This window comes from Anabaenopsis sp. FSS-46 (assembly GCF_029891665.1).
Classification (GTDB): Bacteria; Cyanobacteriota; Cyanobacteriia; order Cyanobacteriales; family Nostocaceae; genus Anabaenopsis; species Anabaenopsis arnoldii.
This window is the reverse complement of the sequence record NZ_JANQDG010000090.1, coordinates 1-13,186: the sequence shown is the minus strand read 5'-3', so window position 1 is coordinate 13,186 and position 13,186 is coordinate 1. Positions and strand designations below refer to the sequence as shown.

Sequence of the window (13,186 nt, the reverse complement as noted above, 5' to 3'; positions counted from 1 at the left end):
GCTATCTTTTGTGCAGTGAAATATCTCCTGACAGGGTAGTAATTATGTTTTTTTTAATTAATTATATAGAATATCAACTCAAGAAGTCACCAGTATTATTTTTACTGGGTATAGCTCTCAGCGTGAGATTGTATAATATTAACTCACCAATTATAGGTATTCATTCCTGGCGACAAGCAGACACAGCAGCAATGGCAAGGAATTTCTATGAGAATGGGTTTAACTTATTTTATCCACAAATTGACTGGGGCGGTAATTCACCTGGTTATTGTGAAACGGAATTTCCAATTTATTCATTTATTGTCTCTATATTTTATAAATTTTTCGGTGTACATGAACTATTCGGCAGATTGATATCTGTTACTTTTTCTTTATTTACAATATTTTTTCTATATCAACTGATTAGAACTTACTTTAATGATGCAACAGCTTTTTGGTCTTGCTTATGGTTTAGTATTTTGCCTGTTAGTATCTATTACAGTCGAACTTTCCAACCAGAATCGATGCTTTTAATGTGTTCTGTTGGAGGTATATACTATTTCAATAAATGGTTAGAATCCCAGAAATTACATCTTTTGTGTATATCAGCATTATTCGTGTCTTTGGCTTGTCTTATTAAAGTTCTGCCAATCATATATGTAGGTTTACCATTATTATTTTTGGCTTATCATAAATTCTCTCACAAGATTTTTACTAAAATCTATCTTTGGCTATATAGTTTATTTATTATAATAACTGTTGCTTTGTGGTATTACCACGCCCATCAAATATTTTTAGAATATGGTAATACCTTTGGTTTTTGGGGTGGTTCATCCGACAGATACAAATACGATTTAATATTAAAGTCTAATTTTTGGTTACAAATAAGTTTTAGAACTATTGTAAGACAATTTGCTGTCCTTATGTTTCCTATATTTATAGCTGGCTTATTAATGAAAAGGAAAACCCAACAGGAGTACTTATTTGATATTTGGTTATTGTCAGTAGTATTAACTTGGATTTTAGCACCTACGACTAGCTTAGTACATGAATATTATCAATTACCTTTTATGTTACCTGGCGTTGTATTTATAGGAAAATTCTTTAGTAAATATTTCAACAAAAATCATCAGGGAAAAAATATCAAGAAGTTTTTAGCAATTTGTTTATCCTTATCTATACTCACTAGTTTTACTATTTATTCTATAGATTATATGTCTAAGGAAAGGGCAAATAAATCAAAAGTGTTCCAATTAGCAGAAATAGTTAAAGACAAAATACCATCTGATACATTAACAATTTTTACAACAGGTGGTGATCCTACTTTGCTCTATTTATCCCATAGAAAAGGATGGATGATCAATCCTAGAGACTTAAATGAAGAATATATTATGTCTAAAATACAGTTAGGTGCTGATTATTTAGTAGGTAGCTTTGATTTTATCCAGAGCTATAAATCTTCCTTAGATGATATGCAAAAAAACAGAATTAATACTGTTCTCAGTAAATATCCCAATATCCTACATGATGATAGTTTCTTTATTGCTCACTTAAAATAACTCATCTTAGGCAGTTAGTTTACCCTTAGAGGATGTTTGATAAGTTTTACATAGGTAATTTATATCACATCTTGACACCATTTAATTGATTAAATCCAGTCCCCTCCCCTTACAAGCGGAGGGTTAAGGTGGGGTCAAAGAATATTCGACACACTAATCATGACTTGACAAACATCCTCTTAGGATAGCAGGATAAATGTAAATACAATCCACTGTATTATAAGTTTTTCCTAAATAAGTACACATCTTCCTCCTGAAACTCTAATTTAAATTCGGGATTAGAAGTGATTTGCTTAACCAGAGAATTGGCAAAATCTTGATTACTTCCCCAACCAGGATGACGAACATTTAACAAGATATACTCAAAAATCTTGAAGTCCTGGGGAAAATTACCATCCGTAAACTTAATTATTTGTCGATGGCTTAAATGTGGGGAAATTTGTGAGGTTGTGTAAACGCCTCCTTTGGTCTTTATTTGTGATACTGCTTTATAGGTAGCTTGCAAATTGTCTACAGAACTTAAATATCTCCCACCAAAGTAAGTAAATTTTGCCAAGCAAAGAAATCCTATCAATGACCAGATAATCATCCCACGTCTATTTTGGATCCATCCCTTACCCAAAGACAGACTAGCAATTACAGCCAATATTAGAAAAGGTAAAGCTGGTAATGAATATTGGTGAACCAAGTCCTTTTGTGCGGGATAGTCTGCTAGTAGATTGAGAAAAATACAAGGAATAGCTGGTATTAATGATTTAAAACTAGCAGAAGAAAGACCCCAAATAATTGGTGACAATAATAAAACTAAATAGACTAAATTATCTATAGAAAAAAGTTTTTCTAAGATTAGCTGTGGTTGGAAAAATAAGTTTTGAGCAATCTCTAGAACTGAATTACCTAAATAACTGTAACGTCCAACTGCTGCTGCTTCTGCTCCACTAAAGGAGGGAATCACTAACTGAGTCGCTATTAAAAACCAAGCTGTTCCTAACAAAAGAGCGATCGCACCAGCAAAACGCCGTTTCTCAAAAAACAGTAACCATAGTCCCATCCCAGCAACAGTCAAAGATAACACAGCTTTACAGCTTAAAATTAAGATTACACAAACAGAAAACCAAGTTATTTTTCCCAGACGCGCTGTCAAAACTGCACTCAACAGTAAAGGTACAGCAATAACTTCCGGGTGGAAATCAAATAAGTTAGCATTAAATATCACTGGATATAACAAATACACACCAGCCATACCAATTGCTTGGCTCTCTTTTAGTCCTGCTATCATCCCTAAATGATATGTAGGTAAAGCACCTAAAGATAAAGCTAGCGCTTGGACAATAAATAACCAATAAACGCTGGGGTAGACCTTATATAACAAAGCTAAAGGATAAAAAATTACAGCACCATGATCCCCAATAATATGAAACCCTAAAAAGGAAGATATAGGGTTTTCACCTTGACTAATTAAGTAAATCGCCTGGTCGAAAATACCTAAATCAAAAGCAGTGGATTGGAATAAAAAGTGTCTTAAACTGCTAGCTGCAAATAAAACTAAAGTCCCCACCCCAATCATCCAACCAATAGCACCAGGTCGAATTAGGCTTTGTTTCCCTAGTCCCAACCAACTATTTTTCTTCATAATTAACTACCTGTTTTTCCGCTAATTAATACTTAAGACTACTTAAGCTATAGTCCCCAGTATTATCTCAAAATTTCGGTTTAAATCTCTCAGGTATAAACGATAAAAACTAAAATTCCCGACAATCTGGTACGAGAGAGTGTCAAACTAGAAGTTGTCTGTAAATTCTTAAGCAATTATGAAGGCTATTACCCTTCTGGGTTCTACCGGCTCCATCGGTACTCAAACTTTAGATATTGTCACTCAGTATCCAGACCAATTTCGGATCGTGGGATTGGCTGCTGGAAATAATGTAGAGATGTTAGCGGCTCAAATTCGCCAGTTTCGACCCAGTATAGCGGCGATTTCTGCCCAGGAGAAATTACCAGAACTGCAAGCAGCCATTAAAGACCTTGATCCCCAACCTATTTTAGTCGCCGGTACTTCTGGAGTCATCGAAGTGGCCCGTTATGGTGATGCGGAAACCGTAGTTACCGGTATTGTGGGTTGTGCTGGTTTATTACCGACTATCGCTGCTATTGAAGCTGGTAAAGATATTGCTTTAGCAAATAAAGAAACTTTAATCGCAGGGGGTCCGGTGGTTTTACCTCTGGTAGAAAAACACGGTGTCAAACTCTTACCCGCTGATTCTGAGCATTCCGCAATCTTTCAGTGTCTCCAGGGTGTCCCCAAGAATGGCTTGCGGCGAATTTTACTCACTGCTTCCGGTGGGGCTTTCCGTGATTGGGATGTAGCTAAGTTAGCAGATGTGACGGTTGCTGATGCTCTCAAGCATCCTAACTGGTCTATGGGGCGGAAAATTACCGTAGACTCGGCTACTTTAATGAATAAGGGATTAGAGGTAATTGAAGCTCATTTCCTTTTTGGCTTAGATTATCAAGATATTGATATTGTCATTCATCCCCAAAGTATTATTCACTCACTTATTGAGTTACAAGATACATCGGTTTTGGCTCAACTGGGTTGGCCGGATATGCGGTTACCGTTACTTTATGCTTTGTCTTGGCCTGAGCGCATCTACACGGACTGGGAAAGGCTAGATTTGGTTAAGGCTGGTAATTTGACTTTCCGTGAACCAGACCATCAGAAGTATCCTTGTATGCAGTTGGCTTATGCTGCTGGTAAGGCTGGGGGTTCCATGCCCGCTGTATTAAATGCTGCCAATGAGCAGGTTGTGGCTTTATTTTTAGATGAGAAAATTCAATTTTTAGATATTCCCCGATGTATCGAATTAGTCTGCGATCGCCATCAAAATCATAACTGTAGCAATCCATCTTTAAATGACATTTTGGCAGCAGATAAATGGGCTAGGCAAGAAGTTGTAACATTAGCTCACAAATTAAAATCTCCTACCAAAGTAATTCCCCTGTCCCCTACAAGTCGATAGTATCAAAATATTTAGTGAGGTCGGTTATATAGGCTAACCCTCCTCACTGGCTTTATAAATCATTGTGGCTGAGTCATAAAATTTAGATATAGTTAAGCGTAAATTCTTAAAAATTACTAATATTGATTCAAATATCACGGATTTATCACAAGAATATGGAAGATATAGGGTAGAGTCACCAGATAAGAATTAGTGTCAAAATATACGACCAAGAATATTATTAAGCTGCGTGCAACTGCTACAAGAGTATTTTCTATCCGCTTTCAGTGAGTTACCAATCCTGCAACCAAAATATAGCCAGTATTTTCAGTCCTACTGTTTTGTGCATCTTTCAAGGAAAATAATATTAAACACATACATCAATATTCACTCTCACCATTAAAAATAGGACATATTCAGTAATTAACATTTATGATTCCCATCCTCATTCTTGCTTGGATAGTCTTTGTTATCTTGTTAAAAGTTCTCAAAACTACTTTTAAGAACGCATTAACAATTGCAGCTATAGTAATTTTATTAAATGTCGGCTTTGGAATCACACCTGAAGATATTTGGCAACAGATTATGCAAATTGCTCAAACAATTTCGCCACCGCAGTAGATTATATCACCTATTAGCAACCTACCTGTATTGCGGATCATTTTTCTAACCTAGGAAGCTTCTCTAACGCATCCTTAATACTTGCAGGTAGCTGACGCATGATCTTACCTCTTTCGCGATCCAATCCTACTAATGTGACCTTAGCCGTGGTGTATAACTGCTGTCCATCTGTGGAAACAATTCCATAATCCCAGTTCATGCGGACACCGCTTACTTCAGCAATACGCGTTTTGACAATTACAGCCATTCCTAACTGAATTGCACGGTGATAACGTACTGAAAGTTCTACCACCGGTAAATCACAGCCTAATAACACTAAATCAGCAAAATCAATACCGATGGAGCGCAAACATTCCACCCTTGCTTCTTCCATCCAAGTTAAATAAGTACCATGCCAAACCACACCTCCATAATCAGTATGATGGGGTTGTACTCTTACCGGATATTCAAACCAACTCTCAAATTTGCCGTTTGATGGTACATCAATGGCACTATTTGCTGGTAATTCCCCTGGAATCGCTTCTTTTTCAGACATTTTTCAGTTTGTTAACAGTTATCAATGTTTCACATCTCACAGAATTGTCTACCGGGACTCACTGCTATGTAAACACCAATGTTTCCAAGTGCGTTAGGAGCATAGTCCATAACGCACCCTAGCAAATGAAAATAAATGTGTATCAGGTTTTTTCACTTGTGTTTACACTGTCAACCCGCAATCAGAACAAACATTTTAGTTAGTGCACATGGTCAAGCCTATCACTTTTTAGCCAGAGTTTTGTTGCCGGAACCATTTGGCGTAGATTGTTTGACAAGATTAGCCAGTTCTTGTAACTGATTAATGGCTTCTGCACCCTCTAACTTCATTAATTCACGATCATCTCGCATTTCAGTCCAAGTAATCCCATAATCGGATACTAAGAATCGAATCAAGTGATTGTCGCCTAAGCTTACCATAAATGAAGCACTATTCATCTGGTCGCCACAGGTATAACATGACGCAGGGTAACCGCGTCGTTCTAGTACAATTGCCAAGGCTTGTAGATTCATTACCAAGTCTTGAACGAATTGTTGGTGTTGATGCGCTAGTCTCAGAAACACTTTTTTCCTCCAGACACCACAGTGATTTCAGTCGTCTTTATATTTTCTTTAGCTTTTTGCATCCACTGGTATTGTAGACTAAACATTACCTTTACCAAAGTCCTGTAAGATTATTAATTAATTACCTTGTTTAGGGTAGTAAATAAATTTACAGCTTGCGGTATCAAACTATTCAATTTCAGGGATTGACTGCTCGGACGTATTTCATAAACTTCACCTCGTTAGTTATGTATGTCCGACTAAATGCCTAACTGAAACAATTCCGTTTTCAGGGTAACCCAAATTTCGTATGAGTCAACAGTATAAAATTTCCAGTGGTCATTTTGCCGGACATACAGCAATTTCTACTTGGTTGAGGTACAGTTAGATGGTCAGGATGACCAAATATTTTTAGCCTTCATATAGTACCTATCTATCACCTAATCTGCTGTATAACGCCAAAATTGTCTGAGAACAACAATTGAAACTACTGGCGTATTTTTCGTAGACAATCCTCTAGGGCATTCCACTTGAATCTAATACTCATCTAAACTATTTTCCCATGGGACGAAGCAGCAATCGGTATATGTGGGAGTAGTGCTGAATCTGTGTTTTATTATTGTCAACAATACTACCAAATACCTAACCTAAGTATCCATGGCTTATGACTGAGAATAACTGAATACAGGATAGTTATGGTGCCATTTTGTCAGTATTTTCTAATTCTTGAAGTATTACCGCCCACAGTAAGTAAAATTAGAATTTAGGAATCACCCTAATGTCCCAACCCCCGCTATACCCGATAAGTTAAGTATAGCGGTGGATATTTTAATCGACTACTTGCCACCAACCGAAAGCCGGACCGATAAAACGGATAGTTATCCAAGCTACTACCATAACACCAATACAGAACCAGGTTCCGCGAGTAGTCCAGTTCATAAACTGTTCAGATTGAGTTTTGGTGATGGGAACCCAAGGTAAGATCCGAGATTCTTGACCGTACTTCTCTGCGAGTGTAGTTTTACGACGCTTTGCTTCACCCATAATCAACAATTCTTGAATGAGGTTTTAATATGCTTGCACCAAAGTTGATAATAGCGCTTGCTATGAGGCGATCGCATGGTAATTGATAAAAGTCAATACTCACCTAGCCAGAACTCTCTTCATCAGGATGAGAAAACAGACTGGGATCAAGATAGTTAATACGTGCTAGAGGACTGAGGACAGCCAGTACTTGTGCGCCATAACTGCGGTTAACTACACGACTGTCGAGTAAAGCTACAATACCTTGACTTTCTCGGACTGGTGCGATCGCTCGTTGTAATTCATTCAAAGCCGCTGGTAATAAGAATAGACGAAACCAATCCTGATGCGATCGCTTATAGTAAGCAACCCTACCAGCTACAAGGGGACTTTCTAAAGATGGTAACGGTAAAGTAGCAATAATTAACAGATGGGGGGCTGGTAAAACCGACTGATGCGATCGCCAAAATTCCCACCCACTAATTAAAATCCCATTATCATCCAAGCAAGTCCTTTCCACCTGAACCCGTGAACCAAATTCCGAGGCCAGAATAGCACCCACTCGACCCTTTAGTGGCACATCTCCCACCAATACAACCGTCAAACCAGGGGCCGTAGCGCTCAGACAAACCAGTGTCCGCACTTTGTGAATAAATGCTCCTTGAAACTCTGGGGTATTGGGTAGAGGCAATTTATGGGGTATATACAATTGAATTGCTGCGCCTTGAGTCTCATTAGAGAACTTCAAGCAAGTTATCTCATTTAAACCCAAACGCTCACGGAACAAAGGCGCTTCAGTTTCCGGTTCCAAAGCGCTACCTACTAAGACCACTGGCTGTCTGAGCCAAATAGGCGCGATACTTTTTCCTAATTCCATGGGAGCAGAGTGTAAATAAAACACCCCTTGGCGACGCTCAAGTGTTGCCCATAATAGAGAACATCCGCCCATATTTTCTTTACTATTAAACAATTGCACACCAAAATTTTCCCATGGCTTTGTTAGTGTTTTTACATACCTTATTTGCTCATATAAATCACATAATATTTTTTGTTCTAAGGGAGAAATAAGATAGCACTCATAGGGATTAACTGGGTGCTGGAACAGAACGCGAGTTAGTTGCGCCCGTGCCGAGCGAATCACGTCCGCCTTGTCAGGACAAGCTAACATCAGTTGATCCCAATCATGGGGTGTAATATCTTGGGTCAGGTGATCCCGTACCCAATCTTCTAAATCATCCACCCCATCAATAATTGTAGGAATCCCAGCAGGAAAAACATCAGCAGATGCAAACTGCCCCTTTAACCAAGCCTGGGGAGATATCAGCAGTACTCCAGGAAAATCAGATCCCGGCCAAACTTCACCTGTCCTAATCGGTTTATTAGCTGGTAGCCACTGCTGTAGACGGGGAATTTCCACCTGTAGTAACCGCTGCTGTACTGCTTCGGGGGCGACAATAATTACCGGACCGTACCACATCAAAGCCGATGCCACAAAACTAGTGCGATACCGACCTTGATAGCCAGAAACGGCCCCAACTTGAATTAAGGCGCTACGTCCTAGGCGCAAGGCACGCGCTACCAACCTTGCCATCGTTAAATGATGGGGCCAGGAAGGAAACCCCGACTGCGATCGCAGGAAGTTATGTAGTGACAAATGAACTTCAGCCTCAATCACAAGCTTTTAATCCCATACAAAGTGATTTCTAATTTCCGTCGCCCCATTTCCATTATCTTGTAATTAGTCCTTAGCGACTACTCAAGACCCATCACCCATCATCCATTACCCTCAATTATGCCAACTTACACAGGAATATCCAGCGAAGCCTTCAGACATCCACTTGATCGCCAAGCCGAGAAAGCTTTACGAAATTTGCCAGGATTTGATTTAATCGCTCGTAAATTTGTAGAATTGTTCTACGAACGCCCCCAATTAGTCTATCTGATGGGTAACACCATCCAAGTAAGCACGCGTCAATACCCCACTATTTACCATATGTTCCGGGAATGTGTCCGCGATTTGGACGTTTACCCAGAACCTGCGTTGTTTGTCGTACAGAATCCCCAAGCTAATAGCTATGCCCTGGGGCAGGAAAATCCCTACGTAGTCATCAACACAGGAACCTTAGACTTACTTGATCCCTCCGAGATTAGGGCAGTCTTAGCCCATGAACTAGGTCATATTAAATGTGGTCATACTATTCTAATTCAAATGGCCATGTGGGCTATGAGTGCCGCTTCTGCCCTAGGGGAATTAACCTTCGGTCTTGGCAATTTCGTCTCTCAAGCTTTGATTTATGCCTTTTTTGAATGGCGACGTAAAGCCGAGTTAACCGCAGACCGGGCTGCTTTGTTAGTCATAGATGACTTAAACACTGTTATGTCATCCATGATGAAAGTTTCCGGCGGTAGTATTAAATATGCTCATGAATGTAGCTTAGAAGAATTTGTTAAACAGTCAGAAAATTATCATTTACTAGATGAAAATAGACTGAATCAGGTTTATAAGTTCTTGCTGTATAATGGCTTTCAAGGCACGATGTTGAGCCATCCTTTCCCAGTCGAACGATTACGGTATTTGCAAGAGTGGTCTGTATCTGAACAATATCAACAAATTCGCGCAGGAAATTATCAGCGATCGCCTGCATCAGGGGAAGTAGATGTTACCTCCGAAACTTCCTCACAGGAAGCCGAAATTTTGCGACAACAAATTGAAGAATTGCAACAACAAATTAACAAAATGAAAAAATATGACTAGCCAAATCATCACTAATTTTTAGCAAAATTCAACCACTCAGACTTGAAAATTCCTTAAATCTTCAGAATGAAGATGATACCTACCCCATAACTTAGTCTCATAGCCATTAGATATTGATTTGTTTAACTTTGGCAATGCATCTAAATAAGAATTTTTTTAATATGGCAGTTCAGCTGATCAAACGACTATCAATACTCGCCACTATTTGCGCCTTTGTAATCTTAATTCCGGGAATTGCCTTGGCCCAAACCCTCCCAAACAAGTCTATCCCTAGTATCATTATTGCCCAAATCACTAAAAATACTGATTCTAGCTTATTTTGGGATACTAACATCTCTCCCACACACTCCATGAACACACCACAGCAGCAACAACAAGTCCAGGCTGTACGTCAGAGAAGAAATAAAGACATAGTGGCAATATTAAATACCTCCCAGCGAGCAAAACTGGCTGAAAATATGCGATCTGGTGACGACATCAATCAGGGTTTAAAAAAGCTGAATTTACCACCAGAACAAAAAGACCTGATAAATACGATCCTAGAGTTGGCAGACCTGAAGATGCAGGCCATTTCCTCTCGGTATTCACTATAAATATCTATGACTGTGAACTTTTCCAGCATCTATAATATATGTTGCCCTATTTAGTCCCTTACCATGTCCGAAGAAGATATCCGTGCCGCCAGGCTGGAAAAAGTCAACCAACTCAAGCAGCTAGGAGCTAACCCCTACGCCTATCGTTGGGAGTCCACCCATCACACAGCAGAATTACAAGAAAAATTTGCCGACTTACCCAATGGTGAAGAAGTTCATTTAGATGTTGCCGTTGCTGGCCGTATTATGGCGCGTCGGGTTTTCGGTAAACTAGCTTTCTTCACCCTACAAGATGAAACTGGCGCTATTCAACTTTATCTCGAAAAAAATCGTATCCAAGAATGGATGGCAGATGTTGATGGCGAAGCTTTCACCCATCTCAAACAACTTACAGATGCAGGTGACATTCTGGGAGCCAGAGGTACTATTAAACGGACTGAAAAGGGCGAATTATCTGTCTACGTCAAAGAATATAGCATCCTGACCAAATCCCTGTTACCGCTCCCCGACAAGTGGCATGGTTTAACCGATGTTGCTAAACGCTACCGTCAGCGCTATGTAGATTTAATTGTCAACCCCGAAGTGCGGCAAACTTTCCGCCGTCGCGCCCAAATTACTGCCGGAATTCGCCGCTACCTAGAAGAACGGGATTTTCTGGAAATTGAAACTCCGGTTTTACAAAGTGAGGCTGGCGGTGCTGATGCGCGTCCCTTTATCACTTACCACAACACCTTAGAAATGGAGTTGTATCTGCGAATCGCTACCGAACTTCATTTAAAGCGGTTGATTGTCGGTGGTTTTGAAAAGGTATTTGAATTAGGGCGCATTTTTCGCAATGAGGGAGTATCAACCCGTCACAATCCTGAATTTACTTCCATTGAGGTTTACCAAGCCTACGCGGATTACCATGATATGATGGCCCTCACAGAGGGAATTATTACCACCGTAGCCCAAGAAGTTCTCGGAACATTACAAATTACTTACCAAGGGACACAGATAGATTTATCACCACCTTGGCGACGGGTGACCATGCATGATTTAGTCAGAGAACATACAGGCTTAGATTTCAATTCTTTTTCTACATTGGAAGAAGCAAAAGCTGCAAGTAAAAATGCTGCGCTTCAAGGTATAGAAGATGCACCAACAATCGGCAAACTTTTAAACGAAGCCTTTGAACAAAAAATAGAAGAAAAATTAATTCAGCCTACCTTTGTCATAGATTATCCAGTGGAAATTTCACCCCTAGCTAAACCCCATCGTTCTCAGCCGGGTTTGGTAGAACGATTTGAATTATTTATCGTGGGGCGTGAAACTGCTAACAGCTTCTCAGAACTCACAGACCCAATAGACCAAAGAGAACGTTTAGAAGCTCAAGCAGCCTTAAAAGCAGCTGGTGATTTAGAAGCCCAAGGTGTAGATGAAGATTTTCTCACAGCTTTAGAATATGGAATGCCCCCTACGGGTGGTTTAGGCATTGGTATTGATAGGTTAGTCATGTTACTAACTGATTGTGCCAGTATACGCGATGCGATCGCCTTTCCCCTACTTAAGCCAGAATCAGCTAAATCAGGAACGGACTAGAACAACTGGTAATATCTCCACCTATGTAGGCATCTTTTTGATCTGTGTTCATCTGTGGATAATTAATTTAGTTCAACTGGCTTACGCCAGGCTACGCTATCGGTGATCAACCACAGAGCCACAGAGAACACAGAGAAAATGATGTTTTGCCTAATTCCTGATTAATTTGCTACTTCCGCTATTTCAATAACCCGCCCCTCATAGTCCTTTACCAAAAAATTCAGGGGCTTTTGGTTGCGAATCTTCAACTTTAAACCGCGCATTTCCACCCGCAATAGAATCATATCCAAGCAATCCCGGTCAAAACAAACATGACGCTGCTGATTCTTACTACCCAAACTAGCCCCCCTAATGACATGTAACTGAGTATTTTTCTTCATCTGATACCACAGCCCCTCATTAGCATTGTTCATAGCCTTGTTAGACCAGCTCGGAGTAGTAGACATATACAATGGGTCAATACCAGTTGTACCGAGAGTTTGTTCGTAGTTGTAGTAATAGTGTAAAGGTACTTCCGCGGCGGGCAAATCTAGCAGACCTTCATAAAACTGTCGAGCAATTTCCAAGTCAGACACCATAATTGTGTGTACTTTTGGCGCACTAGTGAGAAACATCCACATAGCGCCCGCATAAGCAGCCAGTAACATCACCATAATGCCTTGGGTAGAAAATAAGCTATCCAAAGGCAGAGAAGACAAAAAAGAGCCTAAAGTCAGAGGGGTGAACAAGAAAGGCATCACGTTAGCTACTATAACCATGAATAAACCAAAGATTATATAAGGGAGCGGCTTGTATTATTCTCGCTGAGAACTAAATTTAAGTCTACAATAATTTAATAAATTTATAGTCATTTATGTACATTTGTAGTATAATATAATTATGAATGTACGATCATTAAATGAATGAAACTATCTGATTATGCAAAAAAGGTAGGGATAAGTTATAGAACTGCGTGGCGTTGGTACAAATCCGGCGTAATCACAGGTTATCAATAACCTA

Annotated in this window: 12 protein-coding genes; 6 read left to right on the top strand and 6 right to left on the bottom strand. The window is 39.6% G+C overall.

From position 1 onward, the window contains the following. Positions 1–44 precede the first annotated feature (44 nt). The gene (locus tag NWP21_RS10515; RefSeq protein WP_280792656.1) at positions 45–1,538 is read left to right on the top strand and encodes a glycosyltransferase family 39 protein; all 1,494 of its coding nucleotides are present in this window, start codon (positions 45–47) and stop codon (positions 1,536–1,538) included. A 217-nt stretch (positions 1,539–1,755) separates the two neighbouring features. On the opposite strand, the gene NWP21_RS10510 is transcribed toward NWP21_RS10515, so the two are convergent. Continuing rightward, complete coding sequence (locus tag NWP21_RS10510; RefSeq protein ID WP_280792655.1) at positions 1,756–3,171, bottom strand: DUF2079 domain-containing protein; 1,416 nt, start codon at positions 3,169–3,171, stop codon at positions 1,756–1,758. Positions 3,172–3,349: 178 nt separating this feature from the next. Here NWP21_RS10510 and NWP21_RS10505 point away from each other — a divergent pair, with 178 nt between their 5' ends. Together NWP21_RS10505 and NWP21_RS10500 are read left to right on the top strand one after the other, a co-directional pair. Further along, positions 3,350–4,558: a 1-deoxy-D-xylulose-5-phosphate reductoisomerase gene (locus NWP21_RS10505; RefSeq protein WP_280792654.1), complete on the top strand. Its 1,209-nt coding sequence runs from the start codon at positions 3,350–3,352 to the stop codon at positions 4,556–4,558. Between the two features lie 411 nt (positions 4,559–4,969). Beyond that, on the top strand, positions 4,970–5,158 hold the full coding sequence (locus tag NWP21_RS10500) for a hypothetical protein (RefSeq protein WP_271764080.1): 189 nt from the start codon (positions 4,970–4,972) through the stop codon (positions 5,156–5,158). Between the two features lie 37 nt (positions 5,159–5,195). Here the strand turns inward: NWP21_RS10500 and NWP21_RS10495 are convergent, their stop codons facing one another. From NWP21_RS10495 to NWP21_RS10480, 4 genes are all read right to left on the bottom strand, one after another. Next, positions 5,196–5,693 (bottom strand): thioesterase family protein, encoded by a 498-nt coding sequence (locus NWP21_RS10495; RefSeq protein WP_280792653.1) that lies wholly within the window; start codon positions 5,691–5,693, stop codon positions 5,196–5,198. Between the two features lie 221 nt (positions 5,694–5,914). Beyond that, positions 5,915–6,256 (bottom strand): DUF1815 family protein, encoded by a 342-nt coding sequence (locus NWP21_RS10490; RefSeq protein ID WP_271733692.1) that lies wholly within the window; start codon positions 6,254–6,256, stop codon positions 5,915–5,917. 807 nt (positions 6,257–7,063) lie between these two features. After that, on the bottom strand, positions 7,064–7,279 hold the full coding sequence (locus NWP21_RS10485) for a DUF2839 domain-containing protein (protein ID WP_271733691.1): 216 nt from the start codon (positions 7,277–7,279) through the stop codon (positions 7,064–7,066). A 103-nt stretch (positions 7,280–7,382) separates the two neighbouring features. Continuing rightward, a complete protein-coding gene (locus NWP21_RS10480) occupies positions 7,383–8,933 on the bottom strand; it encodes an ATP-dependent DNA helicase (protein ID WP_280792652.1) in 1,551 nt (516 codons plus the stop codon). 117 nt (positions 8,934–9,050) lie between these two features. Here NWP21_RS10480 and NWP21_RS10475 point away from each other — a divergent pair, with 117 nt between their 5' ends. The 3 genes from NWP21_RS10475 (at position 9,051) to lysS (ending at position 12,187) form a co-directional block, all read left to right on the top strand. Beyond that, positions 9,051–10,013 (top strand): M48 family metallopeptidase, encoded by a 963-nt coding sequence (locus NWP21_RS10475; protein WP_280792651.1) that lies wholly within the window; start codon positions 9,051–9,053, stop codon positions 10,011–10,013. 161 nt (positions 10,014–10,174) lie between these two features. Continuing rightward, entirely contained in the window at positions 10,175–10,606 is a 432-nt protein-coding gene (locus NWP21_RS10470; RefSeq protein WP_280792650.1) for a hypothetical protein, read from the top strand. A 63-nt stretch (positions 10,607–10,669) separates the two neighbouring features. Further along, positions 10,670–12,187, top strand: coding sequence for a lysine--tRNA ligase (lysS, locus tag NWP21_RS10465; RefSeq protein ID WP_280792649.1), 1,518 nt, complete (start codon positions 10,670–10,672; stop codon positions 12,185–12,187). Between the two features lie 161 nt (positions 12,188–12,348). Here lysS and NWP21_RS10460 read toward each other — a convergent pair whose 3' ends face one another. Next, positions 12,349–12,945, bottom strand: coding sequence for a glyoxalase-like domain protein (locus NWP21_RS10460; RefSeq protein WP_271733686.1), 597 nt, complete (start codon positions 12,943–12,945; stop codon positions 12,349–12,351). Positions 12,946–13,186 lie beyond the last annotated feature (241 nt).